Source organism: Streptomyces sp. NPDC094143 (assembly GCF_040303825.1).
Lineage (GTDB): Bacteria > Actinomycetota > Actinomycetes > Streptomycetales > Streptomycetaceae > Streptomyces.
Window position 1 is genome coordinate 48,447 of record NZ_JBEOTZ010000017.1, and the last position, 21,944, is coordinate 70,390.

Sequence of the window (21,944 nt, forward strand, 5' to 3'; positions counted from 1 at the left end):
CGGCGGTGGTGTCGAGGTGGTGGAAGCCGTGGGCGCGCATGTTCTCGTCGGCCGCGGCCGTCCAGTCCACGGCCGCCTGGAGCACGAACTTCGGCACGAACGTCACCATCGCCATGCCGCCGTTGGCGGGCAGTCGCTCCAGGACGTCGTCCGGGACGTTGCGGGGGTGGTCGCACACGGCCCGCGCGGAGGAGTGGGAGAAGATCACCGGGGCCGAACTCGTGTCGAGCGCGTCCCGCATGGTCGTCGCCGCCACGTGGGAGAGGTCGACGAGCATGCCGAGCCGGTTCATCTCCCGCACGACCTCGCGGCCGAACGCGGTCAGGCCGCCGGCCCGCGGCGCGTCGGTCGCGGAGTCCGCCCAGTCGACGTTGTCGTTGTGGGTGAGCGTCAGATAGCGCACGCCGAGGCCGTACAGGCCGCGCAGGGTGCCGAGGGAGTTGGCGATGGAGTGGCCGCCCTCCGCGCCCATGAGCGAGGCGATCCGCCCCTCGCGGCGCGCGGTCTCCATGTCGGCGGCCGTCAGCGCGGGCCGCAGGTCCGCCGGGTGGCGGGCCATCAGCTGCCGCACGCAGTCGATCTGCTCCAGCGTGGCCGCGACCGGATCGGGCGCGTCCGTGCGGACGTACACCGACCAGTACTGCGCACCGACCCCGCCGGCCCGCAGCCGCGGCAGGTCGGTGTGCAGGTGCTCGCTCTGGTCGACGGCGACGTCCCGGGCGTCGAGGTCGTAGCGGACCTGCTCGCGCAGCGCCCAGGGCAGGTCGTTGTGCCCGTCGACGACCGGGAACTCGCTCAGGAGTTCCCGGGCCGCCTCCCGGGACGTCACCGCCGTCACTTCCCCGCGCCGAAGCCGAAGCCGCCCGTGCCCTCGACCTTGGAGCGCAGGCGCTTGCCCTTCTCGGTGGCCTGGTCGTTCAGCTCCTGCTGGAACTCGCGCATCCGCGTGCGCAGGTCCTCGTCGTGCGCGGCGAGGATGCGGGCCGCCAGCAGACCGGCGTTGCGGGCACCGGCGACCGAGACCGTGGCGACCGGGACGCCGGCCGGCATCTGCACGATCGACAGGAGGCTGTCCATGCCGTCGAGGTACTTCAGCGGCACGGGCACTCCGATGACCGGCAGCGGCGTCACCGAGGCGAGCATGCCGGGCAGGTGGGCGGCGCCGCCCGCCCCGGCGATGATCACCTTGAGCCCGCGGGCGTCGGCCTGCTCGCCGTAGGCGACCATCTCGCGCGGCATGCGGTGCGCGGAGACGACGTCGACCTCGTAGGCGATCTCGAACTCGTCGAGGGCCTTCGCGGCGGCCTCCATGACGGGCCAGTCGGAGTCCGACCCCATGACGATGCCAACAACAGGGCTCATTCGGTGATGGTGCCTCTCAGGTAGCCGGCAGCGTGACGGGCGCGCTCCAGCACGTCGTCCAGGTCGTCGCCGTAGGTGTTGACGTGACCGACCTTGCGGCCGGGCTTCACGTCCTTGCCGTACATGTGGATCTTGAGCTGCGGGTCGCGGGCCATGCAGTGCAGGTACGCGGAGTACATGTCCGGGAAGTCGCCGCCGAGGACGTTGACCATCACCGTCCACCGCGCGCGCGGGCGCGGGTCGCCCAGGGGCAGGTCCAGGACCGCGCGGACGTGGTTGGCGAACTGGCTGGTGACCGCGCCGTCCATCGACCAGTGGCCGGAGTTGTGCGGGCGCATCGCCAGCTCGTTGACGAGGATGCGGCCGTCGCGGGTCTGGAACAGCTCGACCGCGAGGTGGCCGACGACGCCGAGTTCCTTGGCGATGTTCAGCGCCATCTCGGAGGCCTGAAGGGCGAGGGCCTCGTCCAGGTCGGGCGCCGGGGCGATGACCGTGTCGCACACGCCGTTGACCTGCCGCGACTCCACGACCGGGTAGGCGACGGCCTGGCCGTGCGGGGAGCGGACGACGTTGGCGGCGAGCTCGCGGACGAAGTCGACCTTCTCCTCGGCCAGCACGGGGACCCCGGCCCGGAAGGGGTCGGCGGCCTCCTCGACGGAGCCGACGACCCACACGCCCTTGCCGTCGTAGCCGCCGCGGACGGTCTTCAGTACGACGGGGAAGCCGTCACCCTCGGCGGCGAAGGCCGCCACGTCCTGCGGATCGGACACGATCCGGTGCCGTGGGCAGGGCACGCCGATCGCGTCGAGCTTCGCGCGCATCACCCCCTTGTCCTGGGCGTGCACCAGCGCGTCCGGGCCGGGGCGCACGGGAATCCCGTCCGCCTCCAGCGCCCGGAGGTGCTCGGTGGGTACGTGTTCGTGATCGAAGGTGATCACATCGCACCCGCGCGCGAACTCCCGCAGCGTGTCGAGGTCGCGATAGTCGCCGACGACGACATCGCCCACGACCTGCGCGGCGGAGTCCTGCGGGGTGTCACTGAGGAGCTTGAACCTGATGCCGAGCGGGATGCCAGCCTCGTGCGTCATACGCGCGAGCTGGCCCCCGCCGACCATGCCGACTACCGGGAACGTCACGCCCCCCAGGGTATCGGCCGCGCCAGGGTGGCCGGTTTCCGGTCCCTCCCGCCCCGGTCCCGGACCGTCTCCGGCCGTCCACCGGCATCCACAGGAAGATCGCGCACGAGGGTGGTTAGCATGGCTGGGTTGACGCCAACCACGGACGGGGGCCTGCACGACCATGGGACATGGTGCTTCGCGGCTCCGGCGGCTCGTCCACGAGGTCGCCAAGTTCGGCGCGGTGGGCGGGGCCGGCGTGCTGGTCAACCTGCTCGTGTTCAACCTCGTACGGCACGTCACCGACCTGCCGGTGGTCCGTGCGAGCGTCATCGCGACCGTCGTCGCGATCGTCTTCAACTACGTCGGCTTCCGGTACTTCACCTACCGTGACCGCGACAAGTCCCGCCGCACGCGGGAGCTGACCCTGTTCCTGCTGTTCAGCGCGGTCGGGCTGGTCATCGAGAACGGCGTCCTGTACACGGCGACCTACGGCTTCGGCTGGGACACCCCGCTGCAGAACAACGTCTTCAAGTTCGTCGGCATCGGGATCGCCACGCTGTTCCGCTTCTGGTCGTACCGCACCTGGGTGTTCCGCGCGCTGCCCGCCCGGGAGGCCGTGCCGGACGCGGAGTCGATCCTGGAGCGGGAGCGCACCAGGCAGCGGGTGCCGTAGCCGGCCGGCGGGCGGTCGACGGGGCGGTCGGAGGGCCGGCCGGCGGACCGGTCAGCGGATCGTCGGCTCCTCGCCGCCGTCGGCCTGCTTCCGGACGGCCGTGCGGGACAGGAACAGGCCGAAGACCGGGGGCTTGGTCTGCAGCATCTCCAGCCGGCCGCCGTCGGCTTCCGCCAGGTCGCGGGCGACGGCGAGGCCGATGCCCGTGGAGTTGCGGCCGCTGATCGCGCGCTCGAAGATGCGGGCGCCCAGGTCGGCGGGGATGCCGGGGCCCTCGTCCGTGACCTCGATGACGGCCTGGTTGCCGGTGACGCGGGTGCGCAGCGCGACCGTGCCGCCGCCGTGCATCAGGGAGTTCTCGATCAGCGCGGCCAGCACCTGGGCGACCGCGCCGGGCGTGCCCACCGCCTGGAGGTGTCGTTTGCCGGAGCTGACGATGGCCCGGCCGGCGCTGCGGTAGGCGGGGCGCCACTCGGCGAGCTGCTGCTGGATGACCTCGTCGAGGTCGAAGGTGACGGCGGAGCCGGTGCGCGGGTCACGCGAGTTGGTCAGCAGCCGCTCCACGACGTCCGTGAGCCGCTCGACCTGCGTCAGCGCGATCGTCGCCTCCTCCTTCACGGTGTCCGGGTCGTCGGTGAGGGTGATCTCCTCCAGCCGCATGGACAGCGCCGTCAGCGGGGTGCGCAGCTGGTGGGAGGCGTCGGCGGCGAGCCGCCGCTCGGCGGTCAGCATGCGCGCGATGCGCTCGGCGGAGCCGTCCAGCACGTCCGCGACCCGGTCCAGCTCGGGCACGCCGTAGCGCTTGTGCCTCGGGCGCGGGTCGCCCGAGCCGAGCCGTTCGGCCGTCTCGGCGAGGTCGGTCAGCGGCGAGGCCAGCCGGTTGGCCTGGCGGACCGCCAGCAGCACCGCGGCCACCACCGCCAGCAGCGCCACCAGGGCGATGATCAGCAGGGTCCGGCCGACCTCCCGGGTCACCGAGGAGCGCGGCTCCTGGACGGTGACCGTCTCGCCCTCCTCGCCGGGCGCGGTCGCGCTGATGACGTCACCGGGGGGCTTGTCGCCGATCTCGATGGGCGCCTCGCCGGGGATCCGGATCACGGCGTAGTAGCGGTCCTGGGTGACCTGTTTGCGCAGCACCTCCGCGTCGACCTGCTGGGCGACGAAGAGCCGGCTGTCGACGATGCTGGCCAGCCGCACCGCCTCGGACTCCACCCGCTCCTGGGCGCTGTTGCTGATGGTCCGGGTCTCGACGATGACGAGCGAGACCCCGAACACGGCGATCACGACCAGCACCACGGCGAGCGTGGACTGGATCAGTCGGCGGCGCATGTCCTGTTATCCGATCACCGATTACCCGTGCTCCGCGGCTCAGCTCTTCTCGAAGCGGAAGCCCACACCGCGCACGGTGGCGATGTAGCGCGGGTTGGCCGCGTCGTCGCCGAGCTTCTTGCGCAGCCAGGAGATGTGCATGTCGAGGGTCTTGGTCGACGACCACCAGGTGGTGTCCCAGACCTCGCGCATCAGCTGGTCGCGGGTGACGACCCGGCCGGCGTCGCGCACCAGCACCCGCAGCAGGTCGAACTCCTTGGCGGTGAGCTGCAGCTCCTCCTCGCCCATCCAGGCGCGGTGCGACTCGACGTCGATGCGCACGCCGTGGGTGGCGGGCGGCTGCTGGGGCTCGGCGGCACCGCGCCGCAGCAGGGCCCGGACGCGGGCGAGCAACTCGGCCAGCCGGAACGGCTTCGTGACGTAGTCGTCGGCGCCCGCGTCGAGCCCGACGACCGTGTCCACCTCGTCGGCGCGCGCGGTCAGGATGAGAATGGGGATGCTGTGGCCTTCGCCACGCAGGCGGCGGGCCACCTCCAGTCCGTCCATGCCGGGCAGACCCAGGTCGAGCACGACCAAGTCGACGCCGCCCTGCATTCCGGCGTCGAGAGCGGCGGGTCCGTCCTCACGCACCTCGACCTCGTAGCCCTCCCGGCGCAGAGCACGGGCCAACGGCTCCGAGATGGACGCGTCGTCCTCGGCGAGCAGTACTCGGGTCATGTGGTGATGGTAGACCTGCGGGGCCCTGAGCCGGGGTGTGACCGGAAGCCTTGGTTCTTACCGGCTCCACACCGCTTTCTTACGCACCGAGGGAACCGGCACGGACCTGCACCTGTGGGGTGGGATCCTGGTAACGACCTTGGAAACGGGTCGTACGGTTCCCTTGTCACCTGTGATCCGTGTCTCAAGTCCTTCCATATGCGGCGGTGTCCTGCCGTATGGTGAATCGGCGCCTGTAGCACCATGGCGACCTTCGGAGGCAGTTCGCCCTGGAGGTCTCTTTTGTGTGCGGGCCGGTTCGTCGCCGGCCCCCCAAGTGAAACGACCTGTGGCCGGGCCTTGTCGTGCGGCGACGCGCGTAGAGGCGTGCGTCCCGGTGGCGACCGCCCACCGCTTCGTGATCGGAGCGGACCCCCCGCAGGCGTCGGGCGGACGGCCGTACGCACCGGTGCCGGCAACCCCCACCGGGCGCACCACCGCAGTCGCGGAAGGCGCGTCCCGAGCAGCAAGGAACCACCATGGCGTCCAGCCTGACGAAGGACTCGGCCCGCCCGGGCACCCCGGGCCCCGAGAGGACCTTCTTCGGCCACCCCCGCGGACTGGCCACCCTCTTCATGACCGAGATGTGGGAGCGGTTCAGCTTCTACGGCATGCGGGCCCTGCTCGTCGTCTACCTGCTCTCCGGCGGTCCGGACGCCAAGAAGGGCAGCATGGGCGGCGGTCTGGGCATGGACCTCGCCACGACGACGGCGATCTACTCGGTCTACCTGTCGATGGTGTACCTGCTCGCCATGCCCGGCGGCTGGCTCGGCGACCGGGTCTGGGGTCCGCGCAGGACGGTGGCGATCGCCGCGGTCACGATCATGGCGGGCCACCTGGTGCTGGCCCTGCCCGGCGGGCAGGCGCCCTTCTTCGCCGGTCTGGCGCTGGTCGCGCTCGGTTCCGGCCTGCTGAAGGCCAACATCTCCACGATGGTCGGCCACCTCTACGACGGGCCGGACGACCCGCGCCGTGACGGCGGCTTCACGATCTTCTACATGGGCATCAACATGGGTGCCTTCTTCGCGCCGCTGATCATCGGCACCGTCGGCCAGCAGGTCAGCTGGCACCTCGGCTTCGGTCTGGCCGCGGTCGGCATGGGCATCGGTCTGATCGCCTTCCTCCTCGGCACCCGCCACCTGAGCCCGCAGAGCAACGTCGTGCCCAAGCCGCTGGCCGCCGAGGAGCGCACCGCCTGGCTGCGCAAGGGCCTGCTGTGGCTGATCGCCGCGACCGTCTTCTACGGCGTCGTCGGCTTCACCGGTCACTTCACGCTCAACTGGGCGATGATCCCGCTCACCGTGATCGGCCTGGTCATCCCGGCCGGCGTGCTGATCCGCATCAAGCGGGACAAGGAACTCAGCGACGTCGAGCAGTCGAAGATGACCGGCTACATATGGTTCTTCGTCGCGGCGGCCGTGTTCTGGATGATCTACGACCAGGGCGGTTCCACGGTCCAGGCGTTCGGTGAGACCAAGGCCGCGGGCTCGCTGCTCGGCTTCGACTTCCCGTCCTCCTGGTACCAGTCGCTGAACCCGGTCTTCATCATGGCGCTGGCCCCGGTCTTCGCCTGGATCTGGCTGTGGCTGAACCGCAAGGGCAAGGAGCCGAGCACCGTCGCCAAGTTCGCCGCGGCGCTGTTCTTCATCGGCGTCTCGTTCTTCTTCTTCCTGCTGCCGCTGGGCATGGCCGACGGCGACACGCCGGTCAGCCCTATGTGGCTGGTGGGCATCTACCTGATCCAGACGGTCGGCGAGCTGTGCCTCTCACCGGTCGGCCTGTCGGTGACCACGAAGATGGCCCCGGCCAAGTACGCCAGCCAGATGATGGGCGTGTGGTTCCTCGCGGTCACGGCGGGCGACTCGGTGACGGGCCTGCTCTCCAACCCGGCCGTCGGCGGCGTGGACCTGAGCGGCACCGGCGCGGTCGCCGTGGAGGCCGTGCTGGCTGCCCTCGCCGGTATCGCGGTGTACATGTACCGCCGGAAGGTCAAGGCCCTGATGGGCGACGTCCACTGACGCCGGCCACCGGACCGTGACAAGGGCCGCCGCACCGTCGAGGCGCGGCGGCCCTTTCGCGCGCTCTTCGGGTTCCCCGCGCTGACTCATGACCTGCGGGTTCCCGGTGGGCCGGCGTCCGGGGCGCGCCCCACGGCAGGCTGACGGGCGCCGGGGCGCGACGGGTAGGCGCAGGCGGCGGGCGGGGCGGACCGCGTGACCGGGCTGCGAAGGCGGACGGTCCTCGGTTCACCCGTTCTGCCGTACAGAGGGCACTCACTCGGAGAGGGGAGATCCGTGGCCCGGAAGGAAGGAAGGAAGGAAGGAAGGAGAAGGAAGGAAGGAGCAGGCAGCAGGGAGGCCGGGCAGAAAGAAAGCCCCGGCAGCAGGGGAGCCTGGGCGAAACGAAGCCTGGAGCACATGAGCCCCCGAACCGCCGGGCCCTGGAGCACGCGGCCCGGGAACGGTACTGCCGGGAGCGGTACGGCCCGGCCCGGGGAACGGTAGGGCCCGGGATGAACGGGCCGGGTGGCGCGCGGGCCCGCCGTCAGGCCGGTGCGCCCAGTTCCGCCCACACCGTCTTGCCGCCGACTCCCGGGGTGCGCACGACGCCCCAGTCCAGGCACAGGCGCTGGACGATGAACATGCCGTGTCCGCCGGGGCGGCCCGCCCGGTGGGGTGTACGGGGTGCCGGCTGGCCGGTGCCGCGGTCGCTCACCTCTATGCGGATCACCTTGTTGTCGCAGGTGATCTGGAGCCGGTCCGGCCCCTCGGCGTGCAGACAGGCGTTGGTGACCAGCTCGGAGACCACGAGCAGGACGTCCTCGGCGGCGGCCCGCTGGTCGGCGGAGGCGGCGGGCAGCCAGCCCCACGCGTACAGCGCCTGGCGGGTGAAGTCGCGCGCGAGCGGGACGACCCCGCTCTCCCCCTCGAAGCTCAGCCGGCGCACCTGCCGGCCCCCCGGCGGCGCCGCGCCTCCGTCCTGCACGGCCATGCCCTCGCCGGCCGCTCCGGCCGCCGCCACGCCACCCTCGGACGCCCCGGAAGCGCCGCTGGGCTCCGGCCCGCGGTCGCCCGGCGAGTAAGGCCGGGTGGTGCTCATCAGCGCTTCACCTCACCGATTCACCAGTTCATGATTCAAAAGATTCAGTACACAGTCAGTCACGCGGTGCGCGGCACGCCCGGTTTCACAGCACCCCCGGTCACCCCGCGTCCGACAGGCTCAGGATGTCTCCTGCCCGGGCGGACCCGGGGAACACCCCTGTATTGCGCACGAAACCCGTGACGGGGGCAGGACACCGGTCACAGGGGTGCGTCAGGGGCGCGGCAGGCCGTGGCACGCCGGTCAGCCCGACTCGTCGCCGAGGGCCGCCTCAAGCGTGTCATGGACGCTGAAGACCGCATCCGCCCCGGTGATCTCGAACACGCGCGCCACCACCGGCTGCATCCCGGCGAGCGACACACCACCACCGGCGGCCTCGGCCTTCAGGCGCGCCCCGAGGAGCACGTTCAGCCCCGTGGAGTCGCAGAACTCAAGGCGCGCGCAGTCGATGACCAGGCGCTTGAATCCCTTGGCGAGGCAGTCCTCCAGTGGCTCGCGCAACAGATCGGCGGTGTGGTGATCCAACTCACCCGCCGGGGTCACGACGGCACTGGGGCCCTCTTCCCGCACCTCCACCAGAAGCCGGCCAGACTGTGCGCTGCCGACCGTCCCGCGGTCCATGCCGCCTCTCTCTCCCGACGTCGTGACTGTTGCTGACGCCCTCGAACACTACGCCTTCCTCACACACTCCGACACCCGAACAACCACGCACAAACGGACATATGCCCGCAGAGCGCACTTGCGGTCGGCTCACGGAAGCGGGTAGGCCTAGTAAGGACACGTAACCGACACGGCCGGCTTTGGAGGCGCCGCACACCGCAGTGCACGTACTGGCTCCGGCAGCCATATGCCGAGAACGATGGAGGACATCATGTCACCCCGGCTCGACGCATCGCGTACCCAGAAAGCGACGTCGGCACCCCCTCCGGAACATCTGGCACCCATCGAGCACGACGAGACGCTCGTCACACCCGACGACCTGCTCTCCGGACTTCCGGACATCCCCCCGTTCGAGGAAGTCGACGCGGTCGACGCGCGGGCCCTGTCCAAGACCCTCTTCGCGCGGCTGGAGTCGCTGGAGGAAGGGACGCGCGAGTACTCGTACGTCCGCAACACGCTCGTCGAACTGAACCTGGCGCTGGTCAAGTTCGCCGCCTCCCGGTTCCGCTCCCGCAGCGAGCCGATGGAGGACATCATCCAGGTCGGCACCATCGGCCTGATCAAGGCGATCGACCGTTTCGAGCTGTCCCGCGGTGTCGAGTTCCCCACGTTCGCGATGCCGACCATCATCGGCGAGATCAAGCGCTTCTTCCGTGACACCTCGTGGTCCGTGCGCGTGCCGCGCCGGCTCCAGGAGCTGCGGCTCGACCTGGCCAAGGCCGGTGACGAGCTGGCGCAGAAGCTGGACCGCGCCCCGACGGTGCACGAACTGGCCGAGCGCCTCGGTATCTCCAACGACGAGGTCGTCGAGGGCATGGCCGCGTCCAACGCCTACACCGCCTCCTCGCTGGACGCCCAGCCGGAGGAGGACGACTCCGAGGGCGCGCTCGCGGACCGCATCGGCTACGAGGACCACGGGCTCGAAGGCATCGAGTACGTCGAGTCGTTGAAGCCGCTGATCGCGGAACTCCCGCCGCGCGACCGGAAGATCCTGTCGCTGCGGTTCGTCGCCGGCATGACCCAGTCGGAGATCGGCGAGGAGCTGGGCATCTCGCAGATGCACGTCTCGCGGCTGCTGTCGCGGACGCTGGTGCGGCTGCGCAAGGGGCTGACGGTCGAGGAGTGATCCTCACCGGGTGATCGTGTCCTTCGGGGGCGGGCTCATGGCCCGCCCCCAGGCACGTGCGGCCGCCCTTTCCTCACGAGTTGAGGACCAGCGCGGCGGTCGGGACGAGCGGAGCCGTCAGGCTCAGCAGCCAGTAGGTGTGCGGGGCGAGGGCGGTCCGGCGCCGGAGCGGCGCGTTGGCGAGCCACCAGATCAGCCCGTACAGCGTGACGACGGGGACGACGATCACGAGCCAGAGGGCCATGCCGTCGTTCTCCGTGGGTTCCCGCGTGGTCCAGCCGAGCGACGCCAGCGGCCCGTTGACCGCGACGTACCACAGCAGCCAGAACGGCACCACGCCCGGGACGCCGAGCAGGAGGTTCACCAGGAGCGGTGCCGGCCAGTGCCATGCCATGCGTCGGTGACCTCTCACACGACGCGCTCTCCGCGCCGCCAGACCCCGCTCACCAGCGGCACACCCGGCCGGTAGGCGAGGTGGACGTGGCTCGGCGCGTCCAGGAGCACCAGGTCGGCGTAGGCGCCCGGGGTGAGGCGGCCGACGTCGGTGCGGCGCAGGGCCGCGGCGCCGCCCGCGGTGGCCGACCAGACGGCCTCGTCCGGGGTCATCCCCATGTCCCGTACGGCGAGCGCGACGCAGAACGGCACGGACGAGGTGAACGACGAGCCCGGGTTGCAGTCCGTGGACAGCGCGACCGTCGCACCCGCGTCCAGCAGCCGACGCGCGTCGGGCCAGGCGGCCCGCGTGGAGAACTCGGCGCCGGGCAGCAGCGTCGCGACCGTCCGGCTGCCCGCCAGGGCGTCCACGTCCGCGTCGGTGAGGTGGGTGCAGTGGTCGGCGCTGGCCGCGTCGAGTTCGACGGCGAGCTGCACGCCGGGGCCGTGGGAGAGCTGGTTGGCGTGGATGCGCGGGTGCAGCCCCCGGGCCCTGCCCGCGGTGAGGATCGCGCGGGCCTGGTCACCGTCGAAGGCGCCCTGCTCGCAGAAGACGTCGATCCAGCGGGCGTACGGCGCGCAGGCGTCGAGCATCTCGCCGATGACCAGGGCGACATAGCCGGCCGGGTCCTCGGCGAAGTCGGGCGGCACGATGTGGGCACCGAGGTAGGTGACCTCGTCGGTGTGGGCGGCGGCGATGCGCAGGGCGCGGGCCTCGTCCTTCACGGTCAGGCCGTAGCCGGACTTCGTCTCGAACGTGGTGGTGCCCTGGCGCAGGGCTTCGGCGAGGTAACGGGTGACGTTGGCCTCCAGTTCCCCGTCGCTCGCGGCCCGGGTGGCGGCGACCGTGGTGCGGATGCCGCCGGCGCTGTACGGGCGGCCCGACATGCGGGCGTTGAACTCCTGCGTCCGGTCGCCCGCGAAGACGAGGTGGGCGTGGGAGTCGACGAAGCCGGGGAGGACGGCCCGGCCGCCGGCGTCGACCCGATTGTCAGTGGCGGGTGCTTTGCTGTGATCACCGGTCCACACCACGCGGTCGCCCTCGATGACGACGGCCGCGTCCTGGACCAGTCCGAGGGGGGAACCGTCACCGAGGGAGGGGTCGTTGGTGACCAGGGCGGCGATGTTGGTGATGAGCGTGCTTGCGGTGCTCGCGGAGTGGGCGGGGCTGACGGTCGTCGCGTTGCTCATGGCGTCCTTGGTGGCCTGGTCGGCGGTGGGGTCGGGTGCGGGGGCGGGGCCGGGCCGCGCGGGCGGGTGGCCCGGGGTCATCCGCGCAGGGCTGCGACGGCGTCCGCGAGGGCGCGCGGCACGTCCGGGACGAGTACGTGGACCCCGTCCCGCACGACGTGCCGGCCTGCCACGACCGTATGCGACACGTCCGCTGCCGACGCGGCGAATACGGCCGTCTCGGCCCCGAGCCGCGGAAGCGGCCCTGCCGTCCTGACCGAGTCGAGGGCGATCGTGGTGAAGTCGGCGAGCGCGCCGGGCTCCAGGGCGCCCGCCTCGTCCCAGCCGAGGGCCGCGTGGCCGTCGGCCGAGGCCGCCCGCAGGAGGGCCGCCGCCGTCCAGTGACCTCGGGTGCGGGTGCGCAGGCGCTCGTTCAGCTCCATCGCCCGCGCCTCCTCGAACAGGTCGATCACGGCGTGGCTGTCGGAGCCGAGACAGAGCGGGGAGCCCTCGTTCTGCAGGGCGACGGCGGGCCCGGTGCCGTCGGCCAGGTCGCGCTCGGTGGTCGGGCACATGCAGGTGCCGGTGCCGCTGGAGCCGATGAGCGAGATGTCCTCGGCGGTGAGGTGGGTGTTGTGGACGCCGGTGGTGCGCGGCCCGAGCACGCCGTACCGGGCCAGCAGCTGCGTCGGGGTGCAGCCGTGCGCCTCGCGGCAGGCGTCGTTCTCGGCGGTCTGCTCGGACAGGTGCACGTGGAGCGGGGCCCGCCGCTCCTCGGCCCAGCGTGCGACGGTCTCCAGCTGTCCGGCGGGCACGGCCCGTACGGAGTGGATCGCCGCCCCGATCCGTGCGTGATCCCGTTCCTTGAGAAGTGCACAGCGTGCGGCCCAGGCGTCCGCGTCCCCGTCGGAGAAGCGGAGCTGGTGGCGGTTGGGCGGCTGCCCGAAACCGGAGGAGAGGTAGGCGGTGTCGAGGAGGGTGATGCGGATGCCGGCTTCGGCGGCGGCCGCGAGGAGGGCCTCGCCCATGGCGTTGGGGTCGGCGTACCGGGTGCCGTCCGGGGCGTGGTGCACGTAGTGGAACTCGCCGACGGACGTGATGCCGGCGAGGGCCATCTCGGCGTACACGGCCCGGGCGAGCGCGTGGTAGGTGTCCGGGGTCAGCCGGTCGGCCACGGAGTACATGACCTCGCGCCAGGTCCAGAAGGTGCCGGAGCCGACCTGGGCGGTGCCGCGCAGGGCGCGGTGGAAGGCGTGGCTGTGGGCGTTGGCCAGGCCGGGGAGGGTGAGGCCGCGCAGGGGCTCGGCGCCGGGGGGCGGGGCGGCCACTTCGGTCCGGACGGCGGTGATCCGGCCGTCGGCGGTGTCCAGGGCGACGCCCGGCTCGACGTGTGTGCCGAGCCAGGCGTGCTCCAGCCAGTAGGTGCGGCTCTGCTGGGCGGGCGTCACGGGCAGGCCAGTCCTTCCAGTACGTCGGCGAGGGCGAGCACTCCGGTCACGCAGTCGTCCTCGGCGGCGGACTCGGCCGGGGAGTGCGAGACGCCCGTGGGGTTGCGCACGAACAGCATGGCGGTCGGGACGCTTCCGGAGAGGATCCCGGCGTCGTGTCCCGCGCCGGTGCCCAGGACGGGGACGGTGAGCCCCGGGTCCCGGTCCTTGCCGAGAATGCGGGCGAGTTCGTCGCGCAGGGCGTGGTCGAACTCGACGACCGGGGTGAAGGACTCCCGGGTGACGGAGAGTTCGACGCCGTGGGCGGCGGCGTGTTCCCCGGCCGCCTTCCGCACCCCGGTGACCACGGCGTCCAGGCCGTCCTGGTCGGCGGCGCGCGAGTCGAGCCAGCCGCGCACCAGGGAGGGGATGGCGTTGACGCCGTTCGGCTCCACGGCGATCTTGCCGAAGGTGGCGACCGCTCCGGCCAGTTCGGCCTCACGGCGGGCGGCGAGCACCGTCTCGGCGTAGGCGAGCATGGGGTCGCGCCGGTCGGCGAGCCGGGTGGTGCCGGCGTGGTTGGCCTCACCGGCGAAGTCGAACCGCCACCGGCCGTGCGGCCAGATCGCGCTGGCGATGCCGACCGGGTCGCCGGACAGGTCCAGGGCCCGGCCCTGCTCGACGTGGAGTTCGACGAAGGCGCCGATGCGGGCGAGCCGTTCGGGGTCGGGCCCGATCGACTCGGGGTCGTACCCGGCGGCCTCCATGGCCCGGGGCAGGGTCGTCCCGTCCCCGTCGGTCAGCCGGTGGGCGTCCTCCACGGTGAGCTGCCCGGCCGTGAGCCGGGAGCCGACGCAGGCGAGCCCGAACCGGGCGCCCTCCTCGTCGCCGAAGTTGACGATGCCGAGGGGCCTGGTGAACTCCGCTCCCCTGCCGCGCAGTTCGTCGAGGGCGGCGAACGCCGACACGACGCCCAGGGGCCCGTCGAAGGCGCCGCCGTCGGGGACGGAGTCCAGGTGCGACCCGGTCACGACGGCGTCACCCCGGGCGGGGTCGCCGAGCCAGGCCCACTGGTTGCCGTTGCGGTCGGTCTCGTAGGTCAGCCCGCGGAACTCGGCCTGCTCCTTGAACCAGGCCCGGCAGTCCAGGTCGGCGCCGGTCCAGGCGAAGCGGCGGTAGCCGCCGGAGGCGGAGCTGCGGCCGATCGGCAGCAGCTCCGCCCACATGCTGTGGAAGGTCACGCCTGGTCACCCTCGCGCATCGGGATCCGGACACCGCGCTCGCCGGCGACCGACTCGGCGATGTCGTACCCGGCGTCGACGTGCCGGATGACGCCCATGCCGGGGTCGTTGGTGAGGACGCGGCGGATCTTCTCCCCGGCGAGCGGGGTGCCGTCGGCGACCGTCACCTGCCCGGCGTGGATCGAGCGGCCCATGCCGACGCCGCCGCCGTGGTGGATCGACACCCAGGACGCCCCGGAGGCGACGTTGACCATGGCGTTGAGCAGCGGCCAGTCGGCGATCGCGTCGGAGCCGTCCAGCATGGCCTCGGTCTCGCGGTAGGGGGAGGCGACGGAGCCGCAGTCGAGGTGGTCGCGGCCGATGACGACCGGGGCGGCCAGCTCGCCGCTCGCGACCATGTCGTTGAAGCGCTCCCCGGCCTTGTCGCGCTCGCCGTAGCCGAGCCAGCAGATGCGGGCGGGCAGGCCCTGGAAGTGGACCCGCTCCCCGGCCATCCTGATCCAGCGGGCCAGGGACTCGTTCTCCGGGAAGAGGTCGAGGATCGCCTTGTCGGTCTTGGCGATGTCGGAGGCCTCGCCGGACAGGGCCGCCCAGCGGAAGGGGCCCTTGCCCTCGCAGAACAGGGGGCGGATGTAGGCGGGGACGAAGCCGGGGAAGGCGAAGGCCCGGTCGTAGCCGGCCAGCCTGGCCTCGCCGCGGATGGAGTTGCCGTAGTCGAAGACCTCGGCGCCGGCGTCCTGGAAGCCGACCATGGCCTCGACGTGCCTGGCCATGGACTCGCGGGCGCGGGTGGTGAAGCCGGCCGGGTCCTTGGCGGCGTAGGAGGCCATCTCGTCGAAGTCGACGCCGAGCGGGAGGTAGGCCAGCGGGTCGTGCGCCGAGGTCTGGTCGGTGACGATGTCGACGGGCGCGCCCAGGGCGAGCAGCTGCGGGACGAGTTCGGCGGCGTTGCCGAGGACGCCGATGGACAGCGGGCGGCGGGCGTCGCGGGCCTCGGTCGCCAGCCGCAGGGCGTGGTCCAGGTCGTCGGCCTTCACGTCCAGGTAGCGGTGCTCGATGCGGCGCTCGATGGCGCGCGGGTCGCAGTCGATGCACAGGACGACACCGTCGTTCATCGTCACGGCGAGGGGCTGGGCGCCGCCCATGCCGCCGAGGCCGGCGGTGAGGGTGATCGTGCCGGCGAGGGAGCCGCCGAACTTCTTGGCGGCGACGGCGGCGAAGGTCTCGTAGGTGCCCTGGAGGATGCCCTGGGTGCCGATGTAGATCCAGGAGCCGGCGGTCATCTGGCCGTACATGGTCAGGCCGAGCTGTTCGAGGCGGCGGAACTCCTCCCAGTTGGCCCAGTCGCCGACGAGGTTGGAGTTGGCGATGAGGACGCGCGGGGCCCACTCGTGGGTCTGCATGACGCCGACCGGGCGGCCGGACTGGACGAGCATGGTCTCGTCCTGCTTGAGGCCCTTCAGCGTGCGCACCATCGCGTCGAAGGAGCGCCAGTCGCGGGCCGCCTTGCCGGTGCCGCCGTAGACGACGAGCTGGTCGGGGTGTTCGGCGACCTCCGGGTCGAGGTTGTTCTGCAGCATCCGCAGGGCGGCTTCCTGCTGCCATCCGAGGGCGCTCGGTTCTGTGCCGCGCGGCGCTCGGACGGGGCGGGGTCCGGACATGGTCTGCCTCCTGGTGGGGTCTCTCCCGGCGGATGTTGCTGCTCTATTCACATCCTGACCCTATGAATAGAGCTAGTCAATACGTCGGGAGGTCGGCACGGCCGTGGCGTGGATGTTTGGCTGGAAGCATGGGCGCACACATCGAGACGGAAGATCCCGACGGCACGGAGGGCACGGACGGCACGGAGGGCACCGGCGGTTCGGACGGCTCCGGGGCCGCGCGGGCGGCACGGCGGGACGAGGCGGTGCGGGCCGCGGTGGAGCAGGGGCTGCTGGGCCCGGACCGCCCCCTGGTGGGACTGCTGGACGTCGTCGGCATCCGGGAGTCGGCCGCGGAGCTGCGGGCGGCGTTCGAGGCGGTGACCGCGCCGGGCACACCCGTGCTGCACGCCTTCGCGGTGAAGGCCACCCCGCTGGTGCCGGTGCTGCGGCTGCTGCGCGAGGAGGGCGTCGGCGCGGAGGTGGCCAGCCCGGGCGAGCTGGCGCTGGCCCGGGCCGCGGGGGTGCCGGCGGGGATGACGGTGCTCGACTCGCCCGCGAAGACGCCGGCCGAGCTGCGCGAGGCGCTGGACCTGGGCATCGCGGTCAACGCCGACAACCCGCAGGAGCTGGACCGTATCGACGGGCTGATACGGACACGGCCCAGCCGCTCCCCCCTCGGTATCCGGGTGAACCCGCAGGTCGGCGGCGGCGCCATCGAGGCGCTGTCCACGGCGACGGCCACGTCCAAGTTCGGGGTGGCGCTGCGGGACGAGGGGGCGCGGGAGTGGGTCGTGCGGGCGTATCTGGACCGGCCGTGGCTGACCCGGCTGCACACGCACACCGGGTCCCAGGGGGTCCCGCTGTCCCTGATGGCACGGGGCGTGGCGGAGGCGTACGGGCTGGCGGAGGAGATCAACCGGCGGGCCGGACGGCGGCAGGTCGACACCCTCGACATCGGCGGCGGACTGCCGGTGAACTTCGCGTCGGACGCGACGACACCGACGTACGCGCAGTACGCGCGGATGCTGGCCGGGGAGGTGCCGGGGCTGTTCGACGGGCGGTACGGGCTCGTCACCGAGTTCGGGCGGTCGCTGCTGGCCAAGCACGGGACGGTGGTGGCCCGGGTCGAGTACGCGAAGACCTCCGGCGGGCGGGCGGTCGCCGTGACGCACGCCGGGGTGCAGGTGGCCACGCGGACGGTGTACGCGCCGGGGAGCTGGCCGCTGCGGATCGCGGCCTACGACGCGAAGGGCCGGGTGAAGGACGGGCCCGTGGTGGTGCAGGACGTCGCGGGGCCAGCCTGTTTCGCGGGGGACCTGCTGGCTCAGGGGCGGTCCATGCCGCTGCTGGAGCAGGGGGACTACGCGGCGGCACTGGACACGGGGGCGTACTACTTCGCCCACCACTACGGGTACAACTCGCTGCTGCGGCCCGGGGTGTACGGGTTCTGGGCCGGGGGGCGGTTCGCGGTGGTGCGGCGCGCGCAGACCGTGGAGGAGGTCGTCGCGGAGTCCGGTGGGGCGCAGGCGGACGCGCTGACGGAATCGCCGTAAGTGGTGCCGTGGGGCGCGGGGTGCGGGCCTCGTCGTGGCCGGTCGCGCAGTTCCCCGCGCCCCGGGGGGCGTGTCCTCGCCGTCGATCAGACGAGGGCCGGCGTCTTCCTGCGCGTTCCGCCGGGGGCCGGCGTCTTCCTTCGCGTTCCGCCGGGGGCCGCGTCGCCCGCCGCGATGCCCGTGCTGCGGAACGCCTTGACCCGCTTGCCCGTCGGGCGGGAGACCCCCGCGTGCAGCCAGTCCACGCGGACCCACAGCAACACCTCGTCCGCGCGCTCGCGACGGCCCAGCCACGCCGCCTTCAGCCACAGGCCCACCGCGCAGCCGGCCAGCAGCATGCCGCCCGCGGCGGGCAGCGCGAAGGAGGTGCCCAGGGCGGCCGGGAAGGCCGGCAGGAGCCACCAGCGGTGGGCGCGGCGCCAGTTGCGGGCCGTGACCGCGCGGTCCTGGAGCACGTCGTGCTTGCCGGCCCGGGCGGCCGAGGCGGCCAGGGCCGTGTAGCGCTTGCGGCGGGCGGTGGACACCACGGCCGCGGCCAGCAGGAAGAGGGCCGCTCCCGTCAGCACCCCGATGCGGCGGCCGGTGAGCCCCTCGGGCAGCAGGCCCAGTCCGGCCGTCAGCACTCCCAGCCACCACAGCGGGGCGGCACCCGCCCGTACGACGACGGCCACCCGGGCCAGTCCATGTCCTCCGCGCATGTCAGTCAGCCTCCGTCCGGTACCCGAAGCGTCTGAAGAGTGTTGTAGGAGAAGGACGTTAGCGGCGCAACGTGAGACGAGTCTGAGAATCGGGCGCGCTTCGTCAGTCGACGAACAGGCCCCGTGCCGCCGCCTTGGCGTCGAACTCCTCCAGGCGGGCCTGGGCCTCGGGCAGGTCGTCGCACATGGCCTCCAGCAGGACCCGGCCGAGCAGCATCGGGGCGCAGGCCGTGTCGAAGGCGAGGCCGGTGCCGACGGCGGCGGGGATGAGCAGGTCGGAGACCTTGGCGACGGGGGCGAAAGCGGAGTCGGCGACCGTGACGACGGTCAGACCGGTCTCCTTGGCGTGGGCGAGGGCGTCGACGACCTCACGCGGGTGCCGGGGCAGCGCGAAGCACAGCAGTGCGGAGGCGCCGGCGCGGACGGCGGCGTCGATGCGGTCGGCGAGCATCGTGCCGCCCTCGTTGAGCAGCCGCACGTCGGGATGGACCTTGGCGGCGAAGTAGGCGAAGCCGTGGGCCTGGGCGGCCGCCGCGCGCAGGCCGAGGACGGGCAGCGGGCGGGAGGCCGCGAGGAGCCGCCCGGCCCGCCGCACGGGCCCGGGGTCGGCCAGCGCCTCCGCCAGGTGCCGCAGGTTCTCGATCTCGGCCTCGACGGCCTGCTGGTACTCGTTGGCCGACCCGGCCTCCCCCGCGGGCTCCGCCGGGGCGACCTCGCGCAGGTGGCGGCGCAGGGCGGGGTAGCCGTCGAAGCCGAGGGCGACGGCGAAGCGCGTCACGGAGGGCTGGCTGACACCAGCCAGCTCGGCCAGCTCCACGCTCGACAGGAACGGCACGTCGGCGGCGCGGCGCACCATGCTGTGCGCGATGCGCCGCTGGGTCGGCGTCAGCCGGTGGCCCTCGAAGAGCGCCTGCAGCCGCGCGGCAGGGCTGTCGGTCGCGCTCATGGCGTGCTCCCCCTCGCCTATTCAGTAGCTGAGGATTCTGCATGAGCATATGCAGACCGGCAAGCGGCGTCCGGCGCTCCGACGCCGTCCGGCAGACCACCGGTCCGACAGGGGGGCTAACCCCAGTGCGGCCCCGGCCCCGGCTCCCTACCGTGGACGGCATGAGCGGAATCGACGCGCGGGACACCGAGCTGAAGAAGGAACTCGACGCCACGCTGCACGCCCGCAGGGAGCTGGGCGAGGAGTACGAGTCGGCGCTGGTCGACTCCTTCCTGGAGAAGGTCGACCAGCGCATCGACGGCGCGGTCGAGCGCCGGGTGCGCCGGCAGCTCGCCGAGCAGCAGATGCAGACGGCCCGGGACTCCCGGACGCCGGGGGCCACCGACTCCTGGGGCGAGCGCTTCGGCTTCGGAATCGTCTCCCTCGTCCTCGCGGTACCGCTGTCCGCCATCGGCGGCGGCGTGGCCCACCTGCCCGGCCTGCTCGCCGCCTGGGCGGGCATCGTCGGGGTGAACGTCGTGCAGGCGGCCCGCACCAACCCCGGCCTGTTCGGACGCCGCAAACCCTCCCAGGACAGCGGCTGGGATGACTGAAGGGCCCGCCGGCGGTCAGGCCTGCCGGGTCGGCAGTGCCACGATCTGCCGCAGGTTGACCCGGCGCGGCCGGCTCGTCACATAGGCCACGAGGTCGGCCAGTTCCTCGGCGGACAGCGCGCCCACCGCGTCCAGCATGCCCTCCACCTGCCGGGACAGCTCCGCGTCGGAGATGTGCGTGCGCAGCTCGCTCTCGACGAATCCGGGCTCGATGTTGGTGACCCGGACGTCCCGCGGCCCGAACTCGCCGCGCAGCGATTCCGACAGGTAGGTGACGGCCGCCTTGGTCGCGCCGTACACCGCGTAGTTGGGGAAGCTGACGTGCGCGGCGATCGACGAGATGTTCACGAGGTCGGCGGCACGGCCCGCCCGGGCCGCGCCCACCAGGTCGGCGGTGAAGGCACCGGTGATCCGCAGGACTCCGGCGACGTTGGTGTCGAGCATCCGCTGCCACTCGTCGGCGCGCCGGGCCTCCACGGGGTGCGGCAGCATCACGCCGGCGGCGTTCACCACCAGGTCGGCGGGCCCGTACTCGGCGTGGACGCGGTCGACGGCGTCGGCGACGGACGTCTCGTCGGTGACGTCGGCGGCGACCGCCAGGGCCTGTCCGCCGTCGGCCCGGATCTTCCCGGCGAGGGCCGCCAGGCGTTCCTCGCGCCGGGCGAGCAGCGCCACGCGTGCGCCCTCGGCGGCCAGGAGCGCCGCGACGGCCGCTCCGATGCCGCTCGCGGCTCCGGTGACGACGGCGGTGCGGCCGGCCAGGTTCTCGTACGCCATGGGAGTTCTCCTCGGTGGTGGCCGGGGCGTCTCCCCGGCTTCGCCCACCACCCTCGGCGCCACCGGCCGCCGTACCCAGGGTGACGCTTTTCCTGGGTCCGGCAGTACCAGGATCGCCGGGCCCGGGCCGCCTACGCTCGAAGCCATGGACGGAGAACTGGGAGACTTCCTGCGCTCGCGCCGCGCCCGGATCCGCCCGGAGGAGGTGGGGCTGCCCTGCTACGGCCGCCGCCGCGTCCCGGGGCTGCGCCGTGAGGAGGTGGCACAGCTGGCGGGGGTGAGCGTCGACTACTACGTGCGCCTGGAGCAGGGCAGAGGGCCCGGGGGTCCCGCCCGGACGAAGGCGGGGGGCGTCTCCGACGCCGTGCTGGACGCCATCGCGCGGGTGCTGCGGCTGGACGCGGCCGAGCGGGAGTACCTGCGGGCGGTGGCCCGGCCGCAGCGGCGGGGAGCCGGCGGACCGGCCGTGCCGGGGGTGCGCCCCGGGGTCCGGCTGATCCTGGACGGCATGGACCGCAACCCGGCCTACGTACTGGACCACCGGATGAACGTCCTCGCCTGGAACGCCCTCGCGGACGCCGTGCTCGGCTTCGACGGCACCGGCGTCGAGGACCGCAACCTGCCCCGCCGGACCTTCCTCGACCCCGCCGCCCGCGACCTCTACCCGGACTGGGCCGCGATCGCCGAGCAGACGGTCGCCCACCTCCGGCTGAAGGCGGGCCACCACCCGGGCGACGCCGCCCTGGGGCAGCTCGTCGGGGAACTGACCCGCGCCAGCGCGGACTTCCGCCGTCTGTGGGCCGACCACCTGGTCAAACCGTGCGACCACGGCGTGAAGCGGCTGCGCCACCCGGTCGCGGGCCTGCTGACCCTGCCGTACGAGACCCTCACCGTCCCGTCCGCACCCGACCAGACGATCGTGGCCTACGCCCCGGAACCGGGTTCGGAGACGGCGGAGCGCCTGGCGCTGCTGGCGAGCTGGGCGACGAGCCGCACGGGCTGATCCGCCCGGGAGGGCGGTGGCGGCGCAAGGAGATGCGCGGGGACCGCCGCACCCCCGTGAACGAGGGGCGGGACGACGGCGGTCCCCGCGAAGGACGCGGACCTGGTCAGGGCCGGGCCCCCGCGTCCGTGGCGTCGGTGGAGGTCCGGGAGCCGCTCCGGAGGTCCGTGACGCCTACGGCGCCGGCGGGGGCGGGGAGCCGCTCCCGCCCTGCCGACACCCACCAATGTGCAGGACCCGTGTTAAGCGGGTGCTGCGCGGACGTGACGCCCTCGTACCACTTCCGCGAAGTCCACGAAGATCGCGGACGTCACGACTTCACCCGGTACGGGGGCCGT

21 protein-coding genes are annotated in these 21,944 nt (G+C 72.7%); 6 read left to right on the forward strand and 15 right to left on the reverse strand.

What is annotated here, in order from left to right:
• From ABTZ58_RS21995 to ABTZ58_RS22005, 3 genes are all read right to left on the reverse strand, one after another.
• On the reverse strand, window positions 1–829 hold an 829-nt coding region (locus ABTZ58_RS21995), incomplete at its 3' end, for a dipeptidase (protein WP_351359149.1).
• 5 nt (window positions 830–834) lie between these two features.
• Window positions 835–1,362: a 5-(carboxyamino)imidazole ribonucleotide mutase gene (gene purE, locus ABTZ58_RS22000; RefSeq protein WP_351359152.1), complete on the reverse strand. Its 528-nt coding sequence runs from the start codon at window positions 1,360–1,362 to the stop codon at window positions 835–837.
• The gene (locus tag ABTZ58_RS22005; protein WP_351359155.1) at window positions 1,359–2,498 is read right to left on the reverse strand and encodes a 5-(carboxyamino)imidazole ribonucleotide synthase; all 1,140 of its coding nucleotides are present in this window, start codon (window positions 2,496–2,498) and stop codon (window positions 1,359–1,361) included. The genes purE and ABTZ58_RS22005 overlap by 4 nt, the downstream gene beginning before the upstream one ends.
• A gap of 163 nt (window positions 2,499–2,661) precedes the next feature.
• Between ABTZ58_RS22005 and ABTZ58_RS22010 the strand changes: the two genes are divergently transcribed.
• Window positions 2,662–3,153 carry a GtrA family protein gene (locus tag ABTZ58_RS22010; protein ID WP_351359158.1) on the forward strand — a complete coding sequence of 164 codons (492 nt, stop codon included), beginning with the start codon at window positions 2,662–2,664 and terminating at the stop codon, window positions 3,151–3,153.
• 51 nt (window positions 3,154–3,204) lie between these two features.
• Here ABTZ58_RS22010 and ABTZ58_RS22015 read toward each other — a convergent pair whose 3' ends face one another.
• Together ABTZ58_RS22015 and ABTZ58_RS22020 are read right to left on the reverse strand one after the other, a co-directional pair.
• Entirely contained in the window at window positions 3,205–4,482 is a 1,278-nt protein-coding gene (locus tag ABTZ58_RS22015; RefSeq protein ID WP_351359161.1) for a sensor histidine kinase, read from the reverse strand.
• A gap of 39 nt (window positions 4,483–4,521) precedes the next feature.
• On the reverse strand, window positions 4,522–5,199 hold the full coding sequence (locus ABTZ58_RS22020) for a response regulator transcription factor (RefSeq protein WP_030250389.1): 678 nt from the start codon (window positions 5,197–5,199) through the stop codon (window positions 4,522–4,524).
• 518 nt (window positions 5,200–5,717) lie between these two features.
• Between ABTZ58_RS22020 and ABTZ58_RS22025 the strand changes: the two genes are divergently transcribed.
• The gene (locus ABTZ58_RS22025; protein WP_351359165.1) at window positions 5,718–7,256 is read left to right on the forward strand and encodes a peptide MFS transporter; all 1,539 of its coding nucleotides are present in this window, start codon (window positions 5,718–5,720) and stop codon (window positions 7,254–7,256) included.
• 526 nt (window positions 7,257–7,782) lie between these two features.
• Here ABTZ58_RS22025 and ABTZ58_RS22030 read toward each other — a convergent pair.
• Together ABTZ58_RS22030 and ABTZ58_RS22035 are read right to left on the reverse strand one after the other, a co-directional pair.
• Window positions 7,783–8,337: an ATP-binding protein gene (locus tag ABTZ58_RS22030; protein WP_351359168.1), complete on the reverse strand. Its 555-nt coding sequence runs from the start codon at window positions 8,335–8,337 to the stop codon at window positions 7,783–7,785.
• 243 nt (window positions 8,338–8,580) lie between these two features.
• Window positions 8,581–8,958: an STAS domain-containing protein gene (locus tag ABTZ58_RS22035; RefSeq protein ID WP_351359171.1), complete on the reverse strand. Its 378-nt coding sequence runs from the start codon at window positions 8,956–8,958 to the stop codon at window positions 8,581–8,583.
• 238 nt (window positions 8,959–9,196) lie between these two features.
• Between ABTZ58_RS22035 and ABTZ58_RS22040 the strand changes: the two genes are divergently transcribed.
• Window positions 9,197–10,123, forward strand: coding sequence for an RNA polymerase sigma factor SigF (locus tag ABTZ58_RS22040; RefSeq protein WP_351359174.1), 927 nt, complete (start codon window positions 9,197–9,199; stop codon window positions 10,121–10,123).
• A gap of 73 nt (window positions 10,124–10,196) precedes the next feature.
• On the opposite strand, the gene ABTZ58_RS22045 is transcribed toward ABTZ58_RS22040, so the two are convergent.
• Genes ABTZ58_RS22045 through hutU form a run of 5 tightly spaced genes read right to left on the reverse strand, consistent with a single transcriptional unit; the run spans window position 10,197 to window position 16,054 of the window.
• A complete protein-coding gene (locus ABTZ58_RS22045; RefSeq protein WP_351359177.1) occupies window positions 10,197–10,517 on the reverse strand; it encodes a hypothetical protein in 321 nt (106 codons plus the stop codon).
• A gap of 14 nt (window positions 10,518–10,531) precedes the next feature.
• Entirely contained in the window at window positions 10,532–11,827 is a 1,296-nt protein-coding gene (gene hutI, locus ABTZ58_RS22050) for an imidazolonepropionase (RefSeq protein WP_351359180.1), read from the reverse strand.
• A complete protein-coding gene (locus tag ABTZ58_RS22055) occupies window positions 11,824–13,173 on the reverse strand; it encodes a formimidoylglutamate deiminase (protein WP_351359183.1) in 1,350 nt (449 codons plus the stop codon). The genes hutI and ABTZ58_RS22055 overlap by 4 nt, the downstream gene beginning before the upstream one ends.
• Window positions 13,170–14,393: an allantoate amidohydrolase gene (locus tag ABTZ58_RS22060; protein WP_351359186.1), complete on the reverse strand. Its 1,224-nt coding sequence runs from the start codon at window positions 14,391–14,393 to the stop codon at window positions 13,170–13,172. Before ABTZ58_RS22060 ends, ABTZ58_RS22055 begins: the two co-directional genes overlap by 4 nt.
• On the reverse strand, window positions 14,390–16,054 hold the full coding sequence (gene hutU, locus ABTZ58_RS22065) for a urocanate hydratase (RefSeq protein WP_351359189.1): 1,665 nt from the start codon (window positions 16,052–16,054) through the stop codon (window positions 14,390–14,392). The genes ABTZ58_RS22060 and hutU overlap by 4 nt, the downstream gene beginning before the upstream one ends.
• Window positions 16,055–16,182: 128 nt before the next feature.
• On the opposite strand from hutU, the gene ABTZ58_RS22070 reads away from it, so the two are divergent.
• Window positions 16,183–17,589, forward strand: a complete 1,407-nt coding sequence (locus tag ABTZ58_RS22070) for a type III PLP-dependent enzyme domain-containing protein (RefSeq protein ID WP_351359192.1) — start codon at window positions 16,183–16,185, stop codon at window positions 17,587–17,589.
• Window positions 17,590–17,675: 86 nt separating this feature from the next.
• Here the strand turns inward: ABTZ58_RS22070 and ABTZ58_RS22075 are convergent, their stop codons facing one another.
• Window positions 17,676–18,287, reverse strand: a complete 612-nt coding sequence (locus tag ABTZ58_RS22075) for a hypothetical protein (RefSeq protein WP_351359195.1) — start codon at window positions 18,285–18,287, stop codon at window positions 17,676–17,678.
• A 103-nt stretch (window positions 18,288–18,390) separates the two neighbouring features.
• The gene (locus ABTZ58_RS22080) at window positions 18,391–19,233 is read right to left on the reverse strand and encodes a MurR/RpiR family transcriptional regulator (RefSeq protein WP_351359198.1); all 843 of its coding nucleotides are present in this window, start codon (window positions 19,231–19,233) and stop codon (window positions 18,391–18,393) included.
• A 161-nt stretch (window positions 19,234–19,394) separates the two neighbouring features.
• Between ABTZ58_RS22080 and ABTZ58_RS22085 the strand changes: the two genes are divergently transcribed.
• Window positions 19,395–19,826, forward strand: a complete 432-nt coding sequence (locus tag ABTZ58_RS22085; protein ID WP_351359201.1) for a hypothetical protein — start codon at window positions 19,395–19,397, stop codon at window positions 19,824–19,826.
• A 15-nt stretch (window positions 19,827–19,841) separates the two neighbouring features.
• On the opposite strand, the gene ABTZ58_RS22090 is transcribed toward ABTZ58_RS22085, so the two are convergent.
• The gene (locus ABTZ58_RS22090) at window positions 19,842–20,603 is read right to left on the reverse strand and encodes an SDR family oxidoreductase (protein WP_351359204.1); all 762 of its coding nucleotides are present in this window, start codon (window positions 20,601–20,603) and stop codon (window positions 19,842–19,844) included.
• Between the two features lie 145 nt (window positions 20,604–20,748).
• On the opposite strand from ABTZ58_RS22090, the gene ABTZ58_RS22095 reads away from it, so the two are divergent.
• Window positions 20,749–21,606 carry a helix-turn-helix transcriptional regulator gene (locus ABTZ58_RS22095; protein WP_351359207.1) on the forward strand — a complete coding sequence of 286 codons (858 nt, stop codon included), beginning with the start codon at window positions 20,749–20,751 and terminating at the stop codon, window positions 21,604–21,606.
• The last annotated feature ends 338 nt before the right edge of the window (window positions 21,607–21,944 follow it).